21 protein-coding genes are annotated in these 19,711 nt (G+C 66.2%); 11 read left to right on the forward strand and 10 right to left on the reverse strand.

Translation table 11 applies throughout. The features are described 5' to 3' along the window. The first annotated feature begins 116 nt into the window (after positions 1 to 116). Positions 117 to 632: a lipocalin-like domain-containing protein gene (locus IPV08_RS15580; RefSeq protein ID WP_246747980.1), complete on the forward strand. Its 516-nt coding sequence runs from the start codon at positions 117 to 119 to the stop codon at positions 630 to 632. Between the two features lie 12 nt (positions 633 to 644). Here the strand turns inward: IPV08_RS15580 and dusA are convergent, their stop codons facing one another. After that, the gene (gene dusA, locus IPV08_RS15585) at positions 645 to 1,652 is read right to left on the reverse strand and encodes a tRNA dihydrouridine(20/20a) synthase DusA (protein ID WP_207412518.1); all 1,008 of its coding nucleotides are present in this window, start codon (positions 1,650 to 1,652) and stop codon (positions 645 to 647) included. A gap of 61 nt (positions 1,653 to 1,713) precedes the next feature. After that, positions 1,714 to 2,307: an urease accessory protein UreE gene (locus IPV08_RS15590; RefSeq protein ID WP_207412519.1), complete on the reverse strand. Its 594-nt coding sequence runs from the start codon at positions 2,305 to 2,307 to the stop codon at positions 1,714 to 1,716. Between the two features lie 217 nt (positions 2,308 to 2,524). Between IPV08_RS15590 and IPV08_RS15595 the strand changes: the two genes are divergently transcribed. The 3 genes from IPV08_RS15595 (at position 2,525) to IPV08_RS15605 (ending at position 4,525) form a co-directional block, all read left to right on the forward strand. Beyond that, the gene (locus tag IPV08_RS15595; RefSeq protein ID WP_018042474.1) at positions 2,525 to 2,794 is read left to right on the forward strand and encodes a hypothetical protein; all 270 of its coding nucleotides are present in this window, start codon (positions 2,525 to 2,527) and stop codon (positions 2,792 to 2,794) included. A gap of 212 nt (positions 2,795 to 3,006) precedes the next feature. Then, positions 3,007 to 3,732: a TerB family tellurite resistance protein gene (locus IPV08_RS15600; RefSeq protein ID WP_056428741.1), complete on the forward strand. Its 726-nt coding sequence runs from the start codon at positions 3,007 to 3,009 to the stop codon at positions 3,730 to 3,732. Positions 3,733 to 3,754: 22 nt separating this feature from the next. Next, entirely contained in the window at positions 3,755 to 4,525 is a 771-nt protein-coding gene (locus tag IPV08_RS15605; RefSeq protein WP_207412520.1) for an N-acetylmuramoyl-L-alanine amidase, read from the forward strand. A 125-nt stretch (positions 4,526 to 4,650) separates the two neighbouring features. Here the strand turns inward: IPV08_RS15605 and IPV08_RS15610 are convergent, their stop codons facing one another. Further along, positions 4,651 to 5,676, reverse strand: coding sequence for a TerC family protein (locus IPV08_RS15610; RefSeq protein ID WP_056428954.1), 1,026 nt, complete (start codon positions 5,674 to 5,676; stop codon positions 4,651 to 4,653). A 301-nt stretch (positions 5,677 to 5,977) separates the two neighbouring features. Between IPV08_RS15610 and IPV08_RS15615 the strand changes: the two genes are divergently transcribed. The 3 genes from IPV08_RS15615 (at position 5,978) to IPV08_RS15625 (ending at position 8,840) form a co-directional block, all read left to right on the forward strand. Then, the gene (locus IPV08_RS15615) at positions 5,978 to 6,781 is read left to right on the forward strand and encodes a DNA-binding protein (RefSeq protein WP_348646136.1); all 804 of its coding nucleotides are present in this window, start codon (positions 5,978 to 5,980) and stop codon (positions 6,779 to 6,781) included. Between the two features lie 62 nt (positions 6,782 to 6,843). After that, positions 6,844 to 8,271 (forward strand): M48 family metalloprotease, encoded by a 1,428-nt coding sequence (locus IPV08_RS15620; protein ID WP_207412522.1) that lies wholly within the window; start codon positions 6,844 to 6,846, stop codon positions 8,269 to 8,271. Between the two features lie 188 nt (positions 8,272 to 8,459). Continuing rightward, positions 8,460 to 8,840 carry a response regulator gene (locus IPV08_RS15625; protein WP_207412523.1) on the forward strand — a complete coding sequence of 127 codons (381 nt, stop codon included), beginning with the start codon at positions 8,460 to 8,462 and terminating at the stop codon, positions 8,838 to 8,840. A 4-nt stretch (positions 8,841 to 8,844) separates the two neighbouring features. Here the strand turns inward: IPV08_RS15625 and IPV08_RS15630 are convergent, their stop codons facing one another. The 3 genes from IPV08_RS15630 to IPV08_RS15640 form a co-directional block, all read right to left on the reverse strand. Continuing rightward, positions 8,845 to 10,608, reverse strand: coding sequence for an ABC transporter ATP-binding protein (locus IPV08_RS15630; protein WP_056428957.1), 1,764 nt, complete (start codon positions 10,606 to 10,608; stop codon positions 8,845 to 8,847). A 199-nt stretch (positions 10,609 to 10,807) separates the two neighbouring features. Next, positions 10,808 to 12,139 carry an MFS transporter gene (locus IPV08_RS15635; RefSeq protein ID WP_207412524.1) on the reverse strand — a complete coding sequence of 444 codons (1,332 nt, stop codon included), beginning with the start codon at positions 12,137 to 12,139 and terminating at the stop codon, positions 10,808 to 10,810. Next, positions 12,136 to 12,897, reverse strand: a complete 762-nt coding sequence (locus IPV08_RS15640) for a PRC-barrel domain-containing protein (protein WP_348646137.1) — start codon at positions 12,895 to 12,897, stop codon at positions 12,136 to 12,138. Before IPV08_RS15640 ends, IPV08_RS15635 begins: the two co-directional genes overlap by 4 nt. A 385-nt stretch (positions 12,898 to 13,282) precedes the next feature. Between IPV08_RS15640 and IPV08_RS15645 the strand changes: the two genes are divergently transcribed. Next, entirely contained in the window at positions 13,283 to 13,660 is a 378-nt protein-coding gene (locus tag IPV08_RS15645) for a hypothetical protein (protein ID WP_056428763.1), read from the forward strand. An 89-nt stretch (positions 13,661 to 13,749) separates the two neighbouring features. On the opposite strand, the gene IPV08_RS24950 is transcribed toward IPV08_RS15645, so the two are convergent. After that, positions 13,750 to 13,872, reverse strand: coding sequence for a hypothetical protein (locus IPV08_RS24950; protein WP_281435346.1), 123 nt, complete (start codon positions 13,870 to 13,872; stop codon positions 13,750 to 13,752). A 566-nt stretch (positions 13,873 to 14,438) separates the two neighbouring features. On the opposite strand from IPV08_RS24950, the gene IPV08_RS15650 reads away from it, so the two are divergent. After that, positions 14,439 to 14,771 carry an SWIB/MDM2 domain-containing protein gene (locus tag IPV08_RS15650; RefSeq protein ID WP_056428766.1) on the forward strand — a complete coding sequence of 111 codons (333 nt, stop codon included), beginning with the start codon at positions 14,439 to 14,441 and terminating at the stop codon, positions 14,769 to 14,771. A gap of 86 nt (positions 14,772 to 14,857) precedes the next feature. On the opposite strand, the gene IPV08_RS15655 is transcribed toward IPV08_RS15650, so the two are convergent. Then, positions 14,858 to 15,655, reverse strand: a complete 798-nt coding sequence (locus tag IPV08_RS15655) for an SDR family NAD(P)-dependent oxidoreductase (protein ID WP_207412526.1) — start codon at positions 15,653 to 15,655, stop codon at positions 14,858 to 14,860. A 68-nt stretch (positions 15,656 to 15,723) separates the two neighbouring features. Continuing rightward, positions 15,724 to 17,079, reverse strand: coding sequence for an MFS transporter (locus IPV08_RS15660; protein WP_207412527.1), 1,356 nt, complete (start codon positions 17,077 to 17,079; stop codon positions 15,724 to 15,726). A gap of 160 nt (positions 17,080 to 17,239) precedes the next feature. Between IPV08_RS15660 and IPV08_RS15665 the strand changes: the two genes are divergently transcribed. Continuing rightward, complete coding sequence (locus tag IPV08_RS15665; RefSeq protein WP_207412528.1) at positions 17,240 to 18,241, forward strand: alpha/beta hydrolase; 1,002 nt, start codon at positions 17,240 to 17,242, stop codon at positions 18,239 to 18,241. A gap of 27 nt (positions 18,242 to 18,268) precedes the next feature. Beyond that, positions 18,269 to 19,135 (forward strand): NAD(P)-dependent oxidoreductase, encoded by an 867-nt coding sequence (locus IPV08_RS15670; RefSeq protein WP_207412529.1) that lies wholly within the window; start codon positions 18,269 to 18,271, stop codon positions 19,133 to 19,135. A gap of 51 nt (positions 19,136 to 19,186) precedes the next feature. Here the strand turns inward: IPV08_RS15670 and IPV08_RS15675 are convergent, their stop codons facing one another. Beyond that, entirely contained in the window at positions 19,187 to 19,672 is a 486-nt protein-coding gene (locus IPV08_RS15675; protein ID WP_056143956.1) for an MmcB family DNA repair protein, read from the reverse strand. Between the last annotated feature and the right edge of the window lie 39 nt (positions 19,673 to 19,711).

Genomic DNA, 19,711 nt, shown 5'->3' on the forward strand with positions numbered 1-19,711 from the left:
GCGAGAGAGATTGGGCTTTGAAGCGTTGAGCGCGCTACGTTCTCACTGCATAGCTCACCCCGAGATCACCGTGAGGGTGTCTCTGGTGACAATGCTCCGAGAGGACGAATCTGAATATGAGAGTTTCGACCCTACGCCGCAGCTTTCTCGGCCTGTCGCTTCCGCTGCTTTTCGCCTCGTTGTTGCCCGGATCGGTCCAGGCCGCGGGCGATGCCCGGATCACCGGTTTGTGGAAGCTCGTCTCGTATGAGGTCGAGGTTCGTTCCACGGGCAAGACGATACCGGTCATGGGCGCGCATCCCGCCGGGTTCGCTTATTTCACGCCTGAGGGGAGGGTGTTCTTCAACCTGACGGGCGAGGGCCGTAAGCCCGCTTTCACCGATAAAGAGCGCGCGGCTCTTCTCGACACGATGGTCTCCTACACCGGGCGTTTCACTGTCACGGGAAACCAGTGGACCGCCAAGCTCGACGCCGCTTGGAACCCGTCGTGGGTTGGAACCGAACAGACGCGATCTTTCGAGATCGTCGACACGCGCCTTCGTGTCCTGACCCCTTGGCGTGTCATGCCGAACTGGGCCGAGGAAGGTGAGACCCGCAGCATCGTTACCTTCGAGCGCGCATCTGACAGTTAAGAGCCCTGTGGCTCAGGCCGCCTGGGCGGCTGCTCGTTCGGGAATCTCCCTGGAGACGTGAGCCACGGCTTCGCGCAGGGTCGAAAGATCGGCATCCGCCCGGGTGCCGAAGGTCGACAGGTGTCTGCGGTAGGCGCGGGCCCCCGGGCGCCCAGTGAACAATCCGAGCATATGGCGGGTCAGCGAGTGCAGGCGGATACCTTGCGCCAAAGCCCCGGCGACGATCGGCGAGAACGCCTCCACCGCCTCGAAGGCATCCGCGACTGGGGCCTCCTCGCCGAAGACCAGGCGATCCACATCCAACAGAAGTGCGGGTTCGTGATAAGCCGTGCGGCCCATCATCACGCCGTCGACCGCATTCAGTTGGTTCAGCGTCTCCTCGATCGTGGCGATGCCGCCATTGATGGCGATCGGCAGGGAAGGACGGTTCCGTTTCAGCCGTGCCACACGCTCGTAATCGAGGGGGGGGACATCACGGTTCTCCTTTGGCGACAAACCTTGCAGCCACGCTTTGCGGGCGTGAACGATGAGCCCATCGACACCCGCGCGTTCCACGGCATCGACCAGGGAATCGAGCGCGACCTCGGTATCCTGGTCGTCCACCCCAATCCGGCATTTCACCGTGACCGGCACCGAAACCGCGGCCTTCATTGCGACCACGCATTCCCCCACGAGAGTCGGATCCCGCATCAGGCAAGCGCCGAAGCGTCCATCCTGGACCCGATCCGACGGGCAGCCGACATTCAGGTTGATCTCATCGTAGCCGAAGCTTTCCGCGATACGGGCCGCCGCAGCGAGATCCGCAGGCACCGAACCGCCAAGCTGGACCGCTACAGGATGTTCCGCATCCGAGAATCCGAGCAGACGCTCCCGGTCGCCGTGCAGGACGGCGTTGCTCGTTACCATTTCGGTATAAAGGCGTGCACGGCGCGACAGGACGCGGTGGAACGACCGGCAGTAGCGGTCAGTCCAATCCATCATCGGCGCAACCGAGAAACGGATATCGTCAGGTTTCATCATGTCCGCATCAAAGAGACTGGCTCCGGCTTTGCCGGAGTGACGTCTGCCTCGGCTGTTCCAATCAATGATCGTGCTTGCAATCCGGCCCATGCACATGAGCGTGGCCGTCATTCCCATGCTCATGAGCGTGCCCGTGATCTGCATGGTCATGACCATGATCGTGCGCATGCGAATGATCGTGCGCATGAGAATGATCGTGATGGTGATCGTGCCCGCACTGGCTATGGTCGTGGGCCTCGCGCTCGGGCTTGAAAGCCCGTGAGACCGGGTTCGCGGCGCAGCCCTGGCCACGGACGAGTTCCGCATTCGCCGGAGTCGCGGGAATATAGAGGACGTCGGCGCCGATCTCCGCCGGGACGTGACTACCGCCGAGCTGCCAGGAAAGCCGCATCAAGCGCGCCGGATTCTCGGCGCGCACTTCGAGCAACGGTTCGGCCGCGGCGCGAACCGTCACCAAGCGTCCATCTTCGAGACGAAAGGCATCGCCGTCCTCGACGGGCGCCGGCTTCGACAAGGCCAGGGTGAAGCTCAAGCCTCCCGCGCCGTTGAGGATCGCAGCCGCCCCCTGGCGACCATCGTGATCGAGCGTGACGCTATCGGCAACGGAATCGGGGCGGATGGCGGCTTTGCGGACGATGGCGGTGGCTCGCAGCATGGCTTCCTCGAACGGTTTAAACTCATCTGGGCATCCGGCGAGGGCGACCCAAGGTGTCTGGCGTGCATCACTAACGGGTTTTTCGCCGGAACGGAAAGCTTGGCCGGAACCGTTCCCCCATCACGTGCATTCCACGAAAGGAATGGCTAAGCTACGTTGCGCAAGGTCACCACGGCGATAAGCCGGGCCAGAAAACGCACAAGGGAGTCTCGGGACCATGAAGAAGCTCATTGCCGCTACCCTCGCCGGGGCTCTCGCCCTCTCCCTCGGCGCCTGCAACACGCCGCAGGATCGTGCACTCGGCGGCGCCGGCCTCGGCGCTTTGGCCGGTGCTGCCATCGGCGGTGCAGCCACCGGTCGGGCTGGCGGCGCTCTTGCCGGTGCGGCCATCGGTGGCGCCAGCGGCGCGATCATCGGCGCCGGCACGGCCCCGCGCTGCCCCTACGGCACCTATCGCGACGCCTACGGCGACGTGTACTGCCGCTGAGATCTTTCCATACTGGAAGAACATCGGGGTCGAGGCGCATGCCTCGGCCCTTTTTCATGACGTGGAGACAAGACGGGCCGGGGGCATTTGCCGTATGCGGGTCTGCGCCGGCGAATGACCGGCCGACGATCCTCTGCGATGCCGATGCTGTCTCACGCTTTTCTCGTTTCGCCCCTCGGATTTGCTCTCCACGCCCATCAAGGCGGTTCCGCATGACCGTCGGGATCTGGGGCAAGCTCGGCGGCGCCGGAATCGGACTGGCCATCGGTGGACCGATCGGCGGTCTGGTCGGCGGGGTCGCCGGTCACTTCCTGGTGGATCGGGAAGGCGCGATCTTCGGCGCGACGCCGAGGGATGTCGTCTTCACCACCGGCCTCGTGGCGCTGGCCGCCAAGATGGCGAAATCGGACGGCGTGGTGACGCCTTCCGAAGTCGAGGCCTTCGCCAAGGTCATCCAGGTCAGCGAGCGGGAGCGGCCCGGCGTCCAACGGCTGTTCGACCTCGCCAAGGGCACCTCGGCCGGGTTCGAGGCCTATGCGCGACAGATGGCGACGGCGTTTCGCGATGAACCGGCTTTGCTGGAGGATGTCCTCGACGGCCTGTTCCACATCGCGAAGGCCGATGGTGCGATCCATGAAGCAGAGGAGCGCTACCTGCGTGCCGTGGCCGAGACCTTCGGCTTCGACGATGTCGCCTTCCGACGCATTGCGGCACGGCATGTACGACTCGCCGACGATCCGTATCTGGTCCTCGATCTAGACCATGAGGCGAGCGACGCCGAGGTGAAGGCCCGGCATCGCGCCCTGGTGATGGAGAACCATCCCGATCGCGCCATCGCTCGAGGCGTCCCCCCCGAAGCCGTGACGATCGCGACCGAAAGGCTCGCGGCGATCAATGCCGCCTATGACCGGATCGCCGCCGAACGACGTTTGCGTTGAGGCGGAACGGAGGAACTGCCGCATGAAGCCCAAACCGGAAAGCCCGGTGGCGACCAGTGTCATGCCATCGCCCAACCATGGGGAGCGCCGCGACGGGCCGCCGACCATGCTGATCCTGCACTATACCGGAATGGAGAGTGCAGCCGCCGCATTGCAGCGCCTCGCTAACCCGATCTCCGAGGTCTCGGCGCATTACGTGGTGCTGGAAGATGGCCGGGTGATCCAGATGGTGCCGGAATCACGCCGCGCCTGGCATGCTGGGGCCGGTACATGGGGCCGCGCCACAACGGGAATCGAGCGAGACATCAACTCGCGCTCCATCGGCATCGAGATCGTCAATGGCGGGCATGTCGGCGGATTACCGCCCTATCCGCCAGAGCAGATCGACGCGGTGATCGCATTGTCCCAGGATCTCGTTACCCGTTGGAACATCGCACCGTGGCAAGTCCTCGGCCATTCGGACGTGGCCCCGGAACGCAAGGAAGATCCAGGCGAGCATTTTCCCTGGCACCGACTGGCCGCGGCCGGAATCGGACATCACGTGCCGGCATCACCCATCCGCGACGGGCGCTTTTTTGCAGAGGGTGATACCGGACAGCCGATCGAAGCGCTCCAGGCCATGTTCGCCCTCTACGGCTACGACATACCCGTGACCGGAGTTTTCGATCGTCGAACCCAGGCGGTCGTTACGGCATTCCAGCGCCGATTTCGCCAGGCACGCGTGGATGGAGTCGCCGATGCCTCGACGATCACGACCTTGCGCGACTTGCTGGCCGCATTACCGTCACGGTGATTGCTCGACGCCGCATCCGTCGCCGCACGTGAGCGGTCCAGCCCCATAGTCTAAAGACGGGTCGACTTCGCAATCATCGATGACGTCACCGGCACAGGCGCCGGTGACGGAATTCAGGACCACTCTCAGGCGCGTTGCGACACGGCGTCCCTGTTCTCGTCCTTCGCTGCATCCTTGGCTGCGTCCCGCGTGCGCCACAGGCTGTAAGCGACGCCGCCCGCCAGCAGCACCAGCGTCACGACAAGCGACACCCATGGCGGCACATGAACGAGGTCGAACGTGTCGGCCACTACGATCTTCGTCCCAATGAAGATGAGGATGAACGCCAGCGCGGTCTTCAGATAGGCGAAGCGATCCACCATGGCGGCGAGAGCGAAGTAGAGCGCGCGTAGGCCCAGGATCGCGAAGATGTTGGAGGTGTAGACGACGAACGTATCGGTGGTGATCGCGAAGATCGCCGGGACGCTGTCGACGGCGAAGATCACGTCCGCGCCGTTCACGAGGATCAGGCCGAGCGCCAGGGGGGTGAACCAGAGGACGGACTTGCCGCTCTGCGGATCCGGCTTCCGAACGACGAAGCGTTGGCCGTGCATCTCCGGTGTGATGCGCATCACCTTGCGCAGCATCCGAACCATCGCGTTGTCCTGAATGTCGCCGGCCTCTTCCTCCTTGCCGAACAGCATCTTCAGCCCGGCGAAAATCAGGAAGGCAGCAAAGATCGACAGGACCCAGGCGGCCTGGTGTACGAGCGCGGCGCCGAGCCCGATCATCAGCCCGCGCAGGACCACCGCGGCGAGAATGCCCCAGACGAGAACGCGGTGCTGCGCCGCGCGGGGAATACCCAGGGAGGTGAGAATGACCGCAATGACGAAGACGTTGTCCATGGACAGCGACTTCTCGACCACGAGGCCGGCCACGTATTCCTGAGCGGGCTGTGCCCCGAAATACCACCAGATCCAACCGCCGAAGGCGAGGCCGAGGCTGAAATAGAACGCGGTGAGAAGGAGGCTCTCCTTCACCCCGATCTCGTGGTCCTTGTCCCGATGTAGCAGACCGAGGTCGAAGGCGAGCAGCCCGGCGACCAGGGCGTGGAACCCGAGCCACATCCAGACAGGCTTGCCGAGCCATTCGATGAAGAGAAAGTCGACCATGTGGGACCGTCGATGCTTTGCGAGACGCAGGAAAGCATCGGCTCCGACATCACGGAAGGCGTCAACGCGCATCCGCCAGAGGGGCCCGCAGCCGATTTCCGTAAGCTGGGAACCGCCGGGACGGTAATCAAGAGACGGCATTGCGGCGCCGTCGCGTTCACGCCGAGCGCGGGTTCCGAGAGCTCTACCGGTGTGGCCAACCGGCCGCAGAACGGGGCAAACCGCTCGTCGCCATCGATCGCTTCCTTGTTTTGCCGCACCGCGACGCCCCACAATGGCGGGCGGTTCGGAGCCGGGCGGTGTGAGGGTTCAGCGCGTGAGGATCGGACGCATCCTTGGATGGGCGAACTTTGCGCTGGTCTTGGCCGGTTCGGCGCAGGCCGAGGCGACGCGCTTCGTCGCCCCGGAATGCCGGGCCGGTTCGACGCGACAGGATGCGCTCACGGGAGTCGGCGAGCGCGGCGAGTTGATCCTGGCATCGGGCAGTCGCGCGATTCTGGGCGGCATTCGCTGGCCGGTGGAAGATGATGGCGCGGCCCGTGCCTGGCTCCTCCGGCAGCGGGACCGTCCGCTGGAGCTCGTGCCGCGCGGCGAGGCCGACCGTTGGGGACGCACGCAGGTCGATGCGGCCGTTCTCGACGAGGCGGTGGACCTTGCCGGTGGGCTGATCGCGGAGGGACTTGCCTATGTGGATGCCGGCGAACGCGACACGCTGTGCAGACCGGCGCTGCTGAGCCTCGAAACCGAGGCTCGCGGAGCGGCGAGGGGGCTTTGGCGCACGGGCGTGCGTGAGGGCCGGGAGGGTGGCGCGTTGCGCGAAGCGACCGGTCGTTTCATCGTGGCGCAAGGGAGGGTCGTGAATGTCGGCGAGCGGTCGGCCCGGACCTACGTGGATTTCGCCAAGCGGGGTGAAGACGGCTTGACGGTCACCGTGTCGAAGCGCACTTGGCGCCAGTTGCGTGAACGTGGTCTGAGTGCGGCGACGCTACGCGGGCGCCTCGTCCGCGTTCGCGGTGTCGTCGAGTCTTGGCGCGGACCCACCCTCGACATCGCAAGCGCAGACATGATCGAAGTTTTGGATGAGGAGCGGGCGCTTCGGCGCTGAACCGAATGAGCGGGGGGCACACTCGACATCGCGGATTCTGGGCTGGCCGAAGCGGCCTGCTCATGTCGACGCTCATCCTGCCGCTGTTGGTGGGCTGCGGCGCCGACCAGACCGGCGCCCTGTTGCAGCCGGCCGCGATCAAGGTCCCGGTGGAGGCTCCCCGCACCACGGGCCGGGAGCGGACCGCGTCGGATGCCGACCATGCCAAGCTCGTGGCTTCCTTCGGGGGGGAATACCGTTCGCCGGCAGCTCTGCGCCTGCTGACGGAGGTGACCGACCGTCTGGTGAAGGCCACCGACCGTCCGGAGGAGACCTACGCGGTCACGCTTCTCGACTCGCCGGTCATCAACGCCTTCGCCCTGCCCAATGGCCGTCTCTACGTGACGAGGGGGTTGCTGGCGCTGGCCAGCGATACATCCGAGATCGCCGCCGTGCTGGCGCATGAAATCGCCCACGTCACCCTGCGCCATGCCACGGCGCGCACCGAACTGGCCCTGCGCTCGCAGCTGGTGAGCCGGGTCGTCGCCGACGTGCTCAACGATCCGGCCACCGGCGCCCAATTGCAGAACCAGTCGAAATTCGCCCTGGCCCGGTTCTCCCGCGATCAGGAACTCGAGGCGGACGGGATCGGTGTCCGGACCCTGGCGCGGGCCGGCTACGATCCGTTCGGTGCGGGACGGTTCCTCAACTCGCTCAATCGCACCACCAACATGAAGACCGGGACGGGCATGGCCGGCGAGCCCGATATGCTCGCCACCCATCCCGGCACCAGCGAGCGGATCACCCTCGTCACCCGTGCCGCCCGCCTGATCGGCGCGCCCGGCCTCGGCGTCGATGAGCGTGCCCGCTACCTCGCGGCCATCGACGGCATCGCCTATGGCGACAATCCGGGCGACGGGATCGTCAAGGGCCGCCGCTTCCTCCATCCCAGCCTCGGCATCGCCTTCGAGGTACCGGAGGGATACACGATCGAGAACACGCGGAACGCCGTCCTCGGCGCCACCGGGGAGGGGAGCCGCCGCCTTCTGTTCGATCAGGTCGAAAGCCATGTCGGCCAGAGCCTGGAGGAGGTGCTGCGCGCAACCTGGAGCGACAGCATCGAGGCGAGTTCGGTGGAGAACCGGATGATCGCCGGCAACTCGGCGGTCACGGCGATGTCCCGCGGCAAGGACTGGACCTTCCGCCTCGCCGCTGTCCGGGTCGGGGAGACCACCTTCCGCATGATCATGGCCGCCAAGGGCAGCACGGATCCCGACGGCGCGTTCCGTCGCTGGACCGAGAGCCTGTCCGGCGTCGGCCCCGACGAAGTGAAGTCCCTGCGCCCGCTGCGCATCCAGGTCGTCGTCGCCGGGCCGGCCGATACGGCCGACGAGATGGCGCGCAGGATGGTGGTGCCCGATCGTCCCCTCGACCGCTTCCTCGTCCTCAACGAGCTGGAGCGGGGTGCCGTCATCCGGGCGGGCCAAAGCTACAAGCTCGTCGTCGAGTAGCGAAACACGGTTGCGGTTTGGCACTTCGATGCCGGACCACGTTGTGGTGATTCCCGATGCCACCCGGGTCGTTCAGGCTGATCGTCAGGCCCGCCGCGACGCTCGGGGAACGCCAACGGTTCGACCGGTGGCGGCGAACGTGGCCATCATGGGCATCCTAACCGAGTCTCATCCGAACGGAGTCGTCGATGCACCATCCAGCGTCCGCTGTCCGTATTCTCATCGTGGAGGACGAGGTGATGCTTCTCGACGTCATCACCGCCCATCTCGAAGAGGTCGGATATGACGTGATCCCGGCTGTCACCGCAGAAATCGCCCTCGATATTCTGCAGCGTGGCGACCCGGTGGACATCCTGTTCACGGACATCCGTCTGCCGGGTGCGATGGATGGATGGCAGCTCGCCGAAGCCGCGCGGGACATCCGTCCCGCCCTTCCGGTGATCTACGCCACCGGCTTCTCTCACACCCCGCCCCGGATGGTAGGCGGCGCGGTCTTCTTTCCGAAGCCCTATCGCGCGGCGGCGGTCATCCGCGCGATCAAAGGGTTCGGCGTGTCCCCACCCACCTGATCGGTCAGGCGGCGGCGAGCGCCATCGACATCGATTCCTTCTTCATCAACTCGCGATAGAACCCGTCGAGATGGGTGAGCTTGTCCGGCGAGCCGTCCTGGATGACGCGCCCGCCTTCGAGCACCACGATCCGGTCGAAATCCTTCAGCGTCGAGAGACGGTGCGCGATCGCGATGACGGTCCGCCCCTTCATCAAATTGGCCAGGGCGTGCCGGATCGCCTCCTCGGAATCGGCGTCCAGCGCCGAGGTCGCCTCGTCGAGCAGCAGGATCGGGGAATCCTTCAGGATGGCGCGGGCGATGGCGATGCGCTGGCGCTGACCGCCGGACAGCTTCACACCCCGGTCGCCCACGATCGTGTCGAAGCCCTCCGGCAACGCCTCGATGAAGTCGGTGCAATGCGCCGCCGCGGCGGCCTTCCAGACATCCTCGTCCGACGCGTCCGGCCGGCCGTAGCGGATGTTCTCGCGCAGCGTCCGGTGGAACATCGACACGTCCTGGGGCACCACCGTGATGGCTTCGCGCAGGGAATCCTGCGTCACCCGGTTGATGTCCTGACCATTGAGCAGGATCTTCCCGCTCTGGACCTCGTAGAAGCGCTGGAGCAGCGAGAAGAGGGTCGATTTACCGCCACCCGACTTGCCCACGAGACCGATGCGCTGCCCGGCCTCGATCTTCACGTTGAAATCCGTGAAGACCGCGCGACCATCGGGATACGAGAAGGCGACGTGATCGAACTCGATCTCGGCCCCGGTGCCCGAAAGCGGCATTGCTTCGGGATGGTCGATCAGGTCGTGCGGCTGAAGCAGGGTATGCAGGGCCTCCGACAGCCGGGCCGTATGCTGGGTCGCATCCACCAAGGCGACGGCGAGGTCGCGCGTGGCGGCGAGGATACGGATGCCGAGGGTGCAGACGAGGACCACCTGTCCGTTCGTGGCCTGGCCCGCTTCCCACATGGTGATGGCCCAGTAGAGCAGGCCGAGTACCGCGAAGACCGTGAGGATCGCGTGAACGATCCGAAGCTTCTCGAGGTAGAGCAGCGAGGAGCGGCGCGACCGCATCTCGACGCCGATGGTGCCGTCGAAGCGCTTGTATTCCCGCTTGAACGCCGAGAAGGCGCGGACCAGCGGCATGTTGCCGACGAGATCCACCATCTCGCCATCCACGCTCGCGGCTTTGGCCGCGAAGTCGTGGTGGAGCGGCTTTCCGGCTGCCGCCATCTTGAACATCAGGATGACGACGGCGGCGAAGATGCCGGCCAGGACGCCCGCCATGGTGAGGTTGACGGTGCCGATATAGACGATCGACAGGAAGGCCGCGACGCAAGGTGGCATCACGTTGAACACGAACATGTTCTCGACCGTGAAGATCGCGTTCGAGGTTGCGGTGATGCGCGAGGCCAGGGTGCCCGGCTGCCGGTCGGCGAAGAAGGACGGCGAATGGCCGGTCATGTGGCGGAACAGGTCGCGGCGGATATCACCCGTGACACCGACGAAAGTGAAGGATCCGACGAGGCTCGCCACGCGCCAGAGCATGTTGTCGGCGGCGATGAAGGCGATGAGGACGGCCAGTGCGCCCCAGATCAGGCCTGCATCCGGCCCCTTGCTCAAAGCATCGACGACGCCCTTCAGCGCGTAATCCGTGCTCACGGAGAAAGCGACGGCTCCGAGGACAGCGCAGAGGATGACCAGATGGGGAAGGGCCCGCCGCTTCAGGTAACGGGAGACGAAGGCGAAGGGCCTGTCGGCATAGACGCAGAGGTCTTCCATATGGGTGACCATCCCGGTGCTCATTCTTAACTGTCGGATTCTGACGTGACCCTGCAAGCAGGCAGCACGGAACCGTGAACCTATAGGTCGCAACGCAAATCTCGTCCAAGCGTTGCAGGCTGCCGTCAAGCTTGCGCTCTTATACCGAGGAAACCTGAACGGGTCTTGAGCGGCAAGCGAATTCGATGCCGTAACCCCATCAGGTCGCCTCCACCTGACGGGTCTCCGGCATGATCAGGGCGAGGAGGGCGAAGCCCGCCAGACCCACGATGGCGAGGCCGAGGAAGGCGCTGTGGCTGCCGAGGTGATCGGCCATTATTCCGGCCAGCGACGTCGACAGGGCAGCGCCGATGCCCATGGCGGTTCCCACCGCACCGAGGGCGAGATTGAACCGGCCGGTGCCGCGCGTGACGTCGGACACGACGAGGGGAACCATGACCCCGAACACCGCCGCGGAGACGCCGTCGAAGACCTGGATCGCCACGAGGAGTTCGGGGCTGTCGGTATAGGCGAAGAGCAGGCCGCGGATCGGGAGGGCGGCAAAGCCGATGAGAAGGAGCGGGCGGCGGCCCCATTTCTCGGCGGCCCGCCCGACCGCAGGGCCGGAAATCGCCAGGACGACCTGGGGCACCACGATGCAGGCGGCGATGAGCGCCGTGGCGGTTTCGCTGGCCCGCAGGGTCAACATGCTGCCCACGAGAGGCAGCATGGCGGCGTTGGCCAGGAAGAAAAGGGTCATGCAGGCGGCAAAGCACAGAAGGGGGCGATTGGTGACGATGACCTTCAGCGCGCTTTCCTTCGGTCCCGACTCCACCGCCTCGGCTTGGCGGGCCTGCAGCGGCGCCGCGCCGGGACGGATGAACGAGAGCGCGATCAGGGTCGGGATCATGAGGAAGGCAGTGAGGTAGAACACCGCGTCGTTCGACAGGTAGTAGCCGCAGGCTCCCATCAACGCCGCCGCGACCGCATTGCCGAGCGCCGAGAAGCTCGCGTTGCGCCCCAGCCGTTCACCGGCACGTTTATGACCCACCAACCCGATGCTGATGGCCGCGATGGCCGGCGTCAGGATGCAGCTCGCGGCGGAATGGGCCGCCATGGCGAGCAGAACGATGAGGAAGCTCGGCCACATGGCGAGGGCGAAGGCGCTGAGCGAGATCGCCACGACCGAGAGCCCCGCCGCGAAGCGTCGCGAACGAACGGCATCGACGAAAGCACCGCCCGGCACCTGACCGAGCAGGCTGACGAGGCTGCCCACCGTGAGGGCGAAACCGATGTCGGATTGCGTCCATTGCGCCTGCGTGAAGTACACGGCGAGGAACGGACCGAACCCGGTCTGGAGGTTCGCGACGAAGAACGCGAAGGCGTCGAGCCCGCGGCTGCTTCTCACCGAAACGGCCTGCATGTCGGTCGAAGCCTCTCCGGGCATCTCGGCATAGGCGTCACGCCGGGGAACCCCTCGCGGTCGAAATTCCGACCGGGGCACTTCGCGGGGTTTGATGACGCGTCGATTCTGCGAGCGGGATGCCGTCATTTGTCCGGCGATTTCTCAGCCGGCTTGTCTGGCATGGGAGTGGCCGCAGGGGTCGACGGAGGCGTGACGGGAGCCTGGACCGGAGCCGCCGGAGTCGGTGCGGCGGGGGGCTGAACCGCAGGGAGCTGCGCTGCCGGAACTTGCGCGGGAGCGACTTGTGCAGGGGCCACCTGAGCGGGCGGAGGCGCTTGGCCGGCCGCCGCGTCGCCGTCGGGCGGAACGCTCGGGCTCGCCGGGCCGAGGACGACGATGGGATCGCCCGGCTTGTATTCCGGCGAGACGCGAACCTGGTTCCGGCTCAGCTGAAGGACGAGGCGGCTCGGCTTGCCATCCGGCGAGAAACGCATGGCGCGCCAGTCTACCGCGATCTTGCGCGAGCCTACGCCGAGAAAGCCGCCGAAATCGATGATGGCGGCGCGTGGCCGACCATCCTTGTCGAGGATGATGTCGATGATCCGACCCATATCCTCGCCGGTGGAACTGCGCACGGCTTTGCCGAGCACGCCCTCGTAATCCTGGGTATCCAGAACCGTCGCGGGTGTCCCTGTGGCCGGTACGGGGGGGGCAGCCGCCGGCTGTGCCGGCGCGGTGATCTGCGGTGGCGGCACCGGCGGCGAGACAGGGGTTGCGGGTGCCGCGGGCGCGGCCGGAGACGCGTCGCTCGCCGCACCGGTAGCCGGAGCGGTTCCCTCTGCTGCGGCTCCTGCGGCCCAAAGGGTGATCGACGCGGCGGCAACCAGCCGGACAGTTCTGAACACGTGCGTTCCCCGAAGAAGCATGTCGCCGGCTCCCGCTCGACCTCGGCCATCCCGAGACGTTCTCGCCTGGCATGGAGTGGGAAGGCGTATGAGAGCGGACCAAGGCGAAGTTGTGGATGACGGCGAACCGATCGGCAGAGGAGCGGCTCGTCCCGATCACGGATTGGCAAGAACCGGACCGTGGCGGTCATGGTGGCGTGCAGCGCGGAAGCTGTCCAGGCGAACCGGCGCCCGCCGACCCGGAATTTTTCCCTGTCAGCCGCGTGAGGTATGACGAAAGCCCTGTGATCGTCTGGTTTTCGCCTTTTGTGCATCGTAGAGATGCGCGCAAGCGTGCCGAACCACCCGCGCGAACTGAGGTGGAATACTTTTGAGGAACTCGTCGATGCGTATCCCGTCGAAAGCCTGCGCTCTGGCGCTTCTTGCAGCGTCTTTGGGCGGTTGCCAGGCATTGTCCGGCGGCGGTGGCGTCATGCCTGAGAGCGAAGTCGGTCCTCCGCCCTCCATGCGCGGTGCTGTGCCCGGCGCTCAGCGCGCACGGGCGGCCGAGGTCGATCCCGATGGGGCGCCGCTCCAGACGGCTCCGACGCGGCGCCTGGACCTGCCGAAATCGGCCGGCGGCCAGACCCGCTCCCAGGCGGAGGCGGAGCGCCGGATTCGCCGTGAGGACATCGAGGGCGAAACGACCAGCCGTTCGAGCTCCGGCGGGCTCGCCCCGCAGATGGGGTCGGGCGGCAGTGTCGGCCTCGGCGGGAAATTCTAGAACCGCGCGACGCGACTGACGGATTCTAAAAGCGCCGCCGATGGAGCCCCCATCGGCGGCGTTGTCGTATGTGAGGGCGACGATGCCGGTCAGACGAGATCGGCACCACGCGTGTCGGTGTCGACCCGACCTTCGGCGGCAACGAGTCCCGTCAGGCCAGCGAGGAGCACGCCGGAAGCGACGAGGGCGAGGGCAATGGCTGCGATGAACATGCCCTCAGTGTTCCTCATCGCGCTTAAGGGATCGTTCCCCGGCGCGTCTGGGCGGTGTTCCGAGATCGCGCACATGCGACGATTCCGGGGGAGGAACGAAAAAAGATTGCACGCTCCCGCGATGCGGCGTCGTCGGGCGACCTACCGTCCTGCCACCCGGCGCAGACCCGATCCTCTCCTTACCACTGGATCATGCGGCGCTTCTCCCGCGAACCGCACAGCGAATGCCTCGGAACGGCTCAACCGTCTTCCTAACGCATTGTCGGACGACAGGTTTTTCGGACGATGCCCGTTCCGATGCCGCCGGGCCGCTCTGTCGTCCCTGATGACGATCATAGAGGGAGCGGCCGTCATGCGGATCGGATCGCATCGGGACGGAAGTCCGTGCTCCCGCCTTCGTGGGCTTGCAAAATCCCCGCTATCCCCGTCCCTTCTGTGGATGGGCGGTGGGTCTACGTGATTCCCTCTTGGAACGCTCTCAGCACCGCTTAGTTGTTGCAGCTATGCGCTCCGAGGCCCTTGGCCGTGGGCGTGACGGCGCTCAAAGCCAAAAACCGGAGGAACTCATGGCAACCAAGACCACCACCAAGGCAGCCGACAAGCCGGCCGCTGCCAAGAAGACCGCTGCTCCGAAGGCTGAAGGCGCCGCTAAGCCCAACGCGCTGCAGCAGCCGCTGAAGCCCTCCGAGGAACTCGCGGCCGTCGTCGGCTCCGCAGCGCTTCCGCGCGGCGAGGTCGTCAGCAAGGTTTGGGAATACATCAAGAAGCACAATCTCCAGAATCCCGAGAACAAGCGTGAGATCCTGGCCGACGACAAGCTGAAGAAGGTCTTCGGCAAGGACAAGTGCACGATGTTCGAGATGAACAAGCACCTCGCTGCCCATCTCAAGTCGGCCTGATGCCGGTGCGGCCCGGCGCTCGAGTAGCGCCGGGCAGGCTCTCTGTCAGTTCCGGCGCGTCCGCTAGCGACCCGAGAGCGTTGCGCTCAGGCGATGTGACGGATCACTCCCCCATCGACGCGTAGGGCCGCACCGCTGGTGGCGCTGGCGGCCGGACTGCAGATGTAGGCGACCATGCTGGCGACCTCCTCGACCGTCGCCAAGCGACGAATGAGCGAGGTCGAGCGGTGCTCGGCGACGAAGTCCCGTCCCAGCTTGTCGAGATCGACCTCGCCGGTATCCTTCGCCATTTTCGCCATGAAGTCGGCGACACCCTCCGACAGGGTCGGGCCGGGCAGTACGCTGTTCACGGTCACTCCGCTTCCGGCTACCGTCTCGGCGAGGCCCCGTGACACGGCGAGCTGCGCCGTCTTCGTCATGCCGTAATGGACCATCTCGACCGGGATGTTCAGGCCCGACTCGCTGGAAATGAAGACGACCCGACCCCATCCGGCCTCGACCATGCCCGGCGTGTAGGCCCGCGAGAGGCGTATGCCGCTCATCACGTTGGTCTCGAAGAAGCGAAGCCAATCGTCGTCTTGTATCTCGAAGAACGGCTTCGGTTCGAAGATGCCGGTGTTGTTCACCAGGATATCGACCTCCGGCAAACCCTTCACCACGGCCTCCGCGCCGCTCGCCGTGGCGATATCGCCGGGGGCCGCGATGAATGCCGTCGTGCCGGTCTCCTCCGTCAAGCGCCCGATCGCCGCCCGAACCCGGTCCGGTGTGCGCCCGTTGACGGCGACGGTGGCGCCCATTCCGGCGAGGGCCTTGGCGATGCCGTAGCCGATGCCGCCGGTCGAGCCGGTCACCAGGGCGCGCCGCCCTTTCAGATTCATGTCCATGAATGTCTTCCTCCGTTGGCAGCCTCGTCGATCAACGCCTCAGGCGATGGGTGGCTGCGTTCGGGGGATCAGCCCGTCGGCTGGCGCCGCATGATGCTGGAGACGGCACCGGCCGCTGACAGGGCGCAGGCGCACCAGAGCGCTGCCCCGATGGAGACGGCCGTACCGCTGGCATGGGTGAGCCCGAAGATGACGGCGACGAGGGCCGCGCCGAGCGATTGCCCCGTCAGCCGCGCCGTCGATTGCATGCCGCTGGCTCCACCGCTGCGCGAACGCGGCGCGCTCGTGACGATCACCTTGTTGTTCGGCGCCTGGAACAATCCGAAGCCGATTCCGCAGACGGTCAGCCGCCAGGCGATATCCACCAGCGTTGGGGCGGCGGGGAGCAAAGCCAGCGCCGCGATGCCCCCGGCCATGAGCGCCAGGCCGATGCCGCCGAGAACACCCGGCGCGTACCGGTCGGCGAGGCGGCCGGAGATCGGCGCCGTGATCGCGATGGCGATGGGCCAGGGCGTCATCAGGAAACCGGTCTCGGTGGCGGAGAGGTGCAACGCGTCCTGGAAATAGAAGGGCAGGGCGACATAGGCCATCATCTGCGCCCCGAACGAGGCGATGGAAGTCACCATCGACAGGGCGAAGGCGGGAATGCGCAGCAGGTCCACCGGCAGTAGCGGTGTCGCGAGCCGGGCCTGATACAGGACGAAGACGGTGCCGACCGCGAGCCCGGCGGCGATCTCCGCAAGGGCGAGCCAGCGCCCATTCGCTTCGCCGATTCCATCGAGTCCGATGATGAGAAGGCCGAAGGTGAGGGCGTTGAGGAGCGCGCTCGGGACGTCGAAACGCGCCCCGCTCACCGGCGTCACCGGCAAGGTCCGCGCGGCCACCGCCAGGGCCACGAGGCCGACGGGCAGGTTGACCAGGAACAGCCACGGCCAGGTCGCCACGGAGAGGATCGCGGCGGCGACGGTCGGGCCGGTCGCCGAGGCCATGGCGACGATGAGCGCCACGTTGCCGACCCCCCGGCCGATCATGCGATGCGGATAGATGAAGCGCACCAGGGCGATGTTCACGCTCATGATGCCGGCCGCACCGAGCCCCTGGGCGATCCGGGCGACGATGAGCCCGGGCAGGGAGGTCGACAGCGCACAGGCCAGGGAGGCCGCGACGAACACGACGAGTCCGGCGAGATAGACCTTCCGATAGCCCAGGATGTCGCCGAGGGAGGCAAGCGGCAGCAGCGACGCGGTCACGGCGATCTGAAAGGCGTTGACCACGAAGATCGCGGAAGCGGGGCTGACCCCGAGATCCTTCGCCATGGCCGGCAGCGCCACGTTGACGATGGCCCCGTCCAGTACCGCCATGGTCATGGCGAGTCCGATGGCGAGAAGCGCAAGCATGCGCTCGCGCACCGGCAGACCATCCATGGGTTTCGCGCCGGGCCGCGGTACGGCTCCACCGTTATTGAGAGGGTCTGCCTCGTGCGTCATCGCACAGAGCCGTGAACGATCCCTGCTCGCTTCGGCAAGTGCCCTATGTCACCCATCGATCGCAAAGACATCATCGAGGCGTTCCACCGGGGATCACATGCGTCTGGCGACCTTCCTGCTCGGCTTCCTTCTCGCGGTCACGCCCTCTCTCACGAGAGCCGACGATGCCGGGCCTCTGGGGATTGGCCTGGAGGGCTTTGCCTATCCCCACCCCGTCTGGTTTCTCGACCTGACGCGGGACAACGAGCGGCAGCGCCTCGCCTACATGGACGTCACGCCGACCGGGACACCGAACGGACGTACCGTTCTGCTGCTGCACGGCCGCAATTTCCCGTCGAGTTACTGGGAGCCGGTGATCGGTGCCCTGGCGGGGGCGGGCTACCGCGTGGTCGTCCCCGACCAGCTCGGCTTCGGCAAATCGTCGAAACCGGTGGGACCGTTCAGCTTCGACGTGATGGCGGCGGAAACCGTATCGCTTCTCGATGCGCTCAATCTCCCGCGCGTCGATGTCGTCGCGCATTCCATGGGCGGTATGCTGGCCGCCCGACTTGCCCGAAACGCGCCGAACCGGGTGAACAGCCTCGTCCTCGAAGCGCCGATCGGTCTCGAGGATTATCGCTTTACCGTCCCGCCCGTTTCGAACGACACGCTTCTCCGCATCGAGGGCGGTGTCACCGCGGACGTCTACCGGCGCCAGCTGATGACGAATTACGGGCTGTCGCTGCCCTCCACGGCGATCGAGCCCTTCGTGGCGATCCGCGAGCGCATGAAGGGTTCGGGCGAATATCCGCGCTGGCTCCAATCCTTCGTCAATTCCTACCAGATCATCTGGGGCCAGCCGGTGGTGCACGAGATCCCGCTGATCGCCGCGCCGACCCTGTTCATCATGGGCGCAAACGATCGCAACGCACCGGGCAAGCCCTTCGCACCCGAGAACCTGCGTGCCGCCATGGGCGACAATGCCGGCCATGCCAAGAGCCTGGCGGCCCGGATGCCGGACGGACGCGCGGTCGTCTTCGAGGGCGTCGGCCACCTCGTCCATATGGAAGCGACCGATCGTTTCAACGCCACGACGCTCGAATTTCTCAACGGCCATTGAACCGGGACGAACACAGGGAGCCCTCGGATGGATGTCGGAGTGATCGGGTTGGGCCGGATGGGCCGGGGCATGGTGCAGAGCCTCGTCCGGGGCGGTCACCGGGTGAGAGTCTGGAACCGGACCGCATCCGCCGCCGACGGTCTCGATGGGGTGACGGTCGCGCATAGCGCGGCCGACGCCTTCACCGGGGATGCGGCGATCACCATGCTCGCCGACGACGCGGCCCTGCGTTCGGTGATCGTGGAGGGCGGGCTTCTCGATTCCGGCACGCGGCCCGGCCTGCATCTCAGCATGAGCACGATCTCGGTGGCGCTCGCGCAGGAGCTCACCGCGATCCACGAGCGGGCCGGCGTGCCCTATATCGCCGCCCCCGTCTTCGGCAGGCCGGACGTGGCGCAGAACGGTGCCCTGAATATCGTCGTCGCCGGCGACCCTTCCGTCATCGCGAAGGCGCAACCGCTGCTCGACGCCCTCGGCACGAAGACCTGGCCCTTCGGAACCGAGCCGTATCGGGCCAATGCGGTGAAGCTCGCGGGCAACTTCATGCTGATCGCGGCCATCGAGGCCATGGGCGAAGCCGTCGCCTTCGCCGAGGGACATGGCGTCGCCGGTGCCGATCTCCTCGACCTTCTCACCAACACGCTGTTCGCCTCGCCGGTCTACAAGGGCTACGGCGCATCCATCGCCGCCGGGCGCTATGAACCGCCGGGCTTCGGTTTGAGGCTCGGGCTCAAGGATATCGGCCTCGCCCTCGCGGCATCGGGTCAGACCGGCGTACCGATGCCTTTCGCCAGCGTGCTGCGCGACAACCTCATCGACGCCGTCAGCCACGGCGACGGCGACAAGGATCTCGCCGCCCTGGCGCTGGTCTCGGCGCGGCGAAGCGGGCGGTAGGCCGATCCCGGGGGAAACTGGCTGACAAGACTGGGGCAGCTTCCTGCTTGGTTAAAGCGCCCCCTCCCGCACCGCCCCCGGATCGGCGAGCGAGTGAAGCAGCCGCGCGGCGGAATGGGCGAAGCGCAGTGTCACCGCCTTGCGGCGGGCGCCGCTCAGCACATGGTCGACCGGGTCGCGCAGGATCGCGGCGCTGTAACCGTCGGCGATGATCAGCCCGGCCTCGTCGGGCGTCAGTCCTTCGGGGAGGGAATCGGGAACGGCGAAATAGAAGCGGTCGCAATAGTCCCGGTAATCCGGCCACTTCTTGTCGGCGCGGAAGTCGGCGACGCTGGATTTGATCTCCACGATGGTCAGCCGGCCGGCCGGGCACAGGGCGATGATGTCCGCCCGCCTGCCATTGGCGAGGGAGAATTCCGGTATCGTCACATGGCCGAGGTCGGCGAACAGCCGGCGGACCCCGCGCTGGACCTGGAGCGCGGTCGCCGATTGCCGGCGGTCCGGCGGCAGGACGAGATGGGCGAGGGCTGCTGACATGGCTTCGCTTGGGAATGGCTTCGCTTGGGGAGAGTGCTG

The organism is Methylobacterium sp. SD274 (assembly GCF_017355285.1).
GTDB lineage: Bacteria > Pseudomonadota > Alphaproteobacteria > Rhizobiales > Beijerinckiaceae > Methylobacterium.

Coding starts and splice junctions, on each gene's coding strand:
- IPV08_RS15580 (WP_246747980.1), top strand. CDS start 117: ATGAGAGTTTCGACCCTACGCCGCAGCTTTCTCGGCCTGTCGCTTCCG.
- dusA (WP_207412518.1), bottom strand. CDS start 1,652: ATGATGAAACCTGACGATATCCGTTTCTCGGTTGCGCCGATGATGGAT.
- IPV08_RS15590 (WP_207412519.1), bottom strand. CDS start 2,307: ATGCTGCGAGCCACCGCCATCGTCCGCAAAGCCGCCATCCGCCCCGAT.
- IPV08_RS15595 (WP_018042474.1), top strand. CDS start 2,525: ATGAAGAAGCTCATTGCCGCTACCCTCGCCGGGGCTCTCGCCCTCTCC.
- IPV08_RS15600 (WP_056428741.1), top strand. CDS start 3,007: ATGACCGTCGGGATCTGGGGCAAGCTCGGCGGCGCCGGAATCGGACTG.
- IPV08_RS15605 (WP_207412520.1), top strand. CDS start 3,755: ATGAAGCCCAAACCGGAAAGCCCGGTGGCGACCAGTGTCATGCCATCG.
- IPV08_RS15610 (WP_056428954.1), bottom strand. CDS start 5,676: ATGGTCGACTTTCTCTTCATCGAATGGCTCGGCAAGCCTGTCTGGATG.
- IPV08_RS15620 (WP_207412522.1), top strand. CDS start 6,844: ATGTCGACGCTCATCCTGCCGCTGTTGGTGGGCTGCGGCGCCGACCAG.
- IPV08_RS15625 (WP_207412523.1), top strand. CDS start 8,460: ATGCACCATCCAGCGTCCGCTGTCCGTATTCTCATCGTGGAGGACGAG.
- IPV08_RS15630 (WP_056428957.1), bottom strand. CDS start 10,608: ATGGAAGACCTCTGCGTCTATGCCGACAGGCCCTTCGCCTTCGTCTCC.
- IPV08_RS15635 (WP_207412524.1), bottom strand. CDS start 12,139: ATGACGGCATCCCGCTCGCAGAATCGACGCGTCATCAAACCCCGCGAA.
- IPV08_RS15645 (WP_056428763.1), top strand. CDS start 13,283: ATGCGTATCCCGTCGAAAGCCTGCGCTCTGGCGCTTCTTGCAGCGTCT.
- IPV08_RS24950 (WP_281435346.1), bottom strand. CDS start 13,872: ATGTTCATCGCAGCCATTGCCCTCGCCCTCGTCGCTTCCGGCGTGCTC.
- IPV08_RS15650 (WP_056428766.1), top strand. CDS start 14,439: ATGGCAACCAAGACCACCACCAAGGCAGCCGACAAGCCGGCCGCTGCC.
- IPV08_RS15655 (WP_207412526.1), bottom strand. CDS start 15,655: ATGGACATGAATCTGAAAGGGCGGCGCGCCCTGGTGACCGGCTCGACC.
- IPV08_RS15660 (WP_207412527.1), bottom strand. CDS start 17,079: ATGGATGGTCTGCCGGTGCGCGAGCGCATGCTTGCGCTTCTCGCCATC.
- IPV08_RS15665 (WP_207412528.1), top strand. CDS start 17,240: ATGCGTCTGGCGACCTTCCTGCTCGGCTTCCTTCTCGCGGTCACGCCC.
- IPV08_RS15670 (WP_207412529.1), top strand. CDS start 18,269: ATGGATGTCGGAGTGATCGGGTTGGGCCGGATGGGCCGGGGCATGGTG.
- IPV08_RS15675 (WP_056143956.1), bottom strand. CDS start 19,672: ATGTCAGCAGCCCTCGCCCATCTCGTCCTGCCGCCGGACCGCCGGCAA.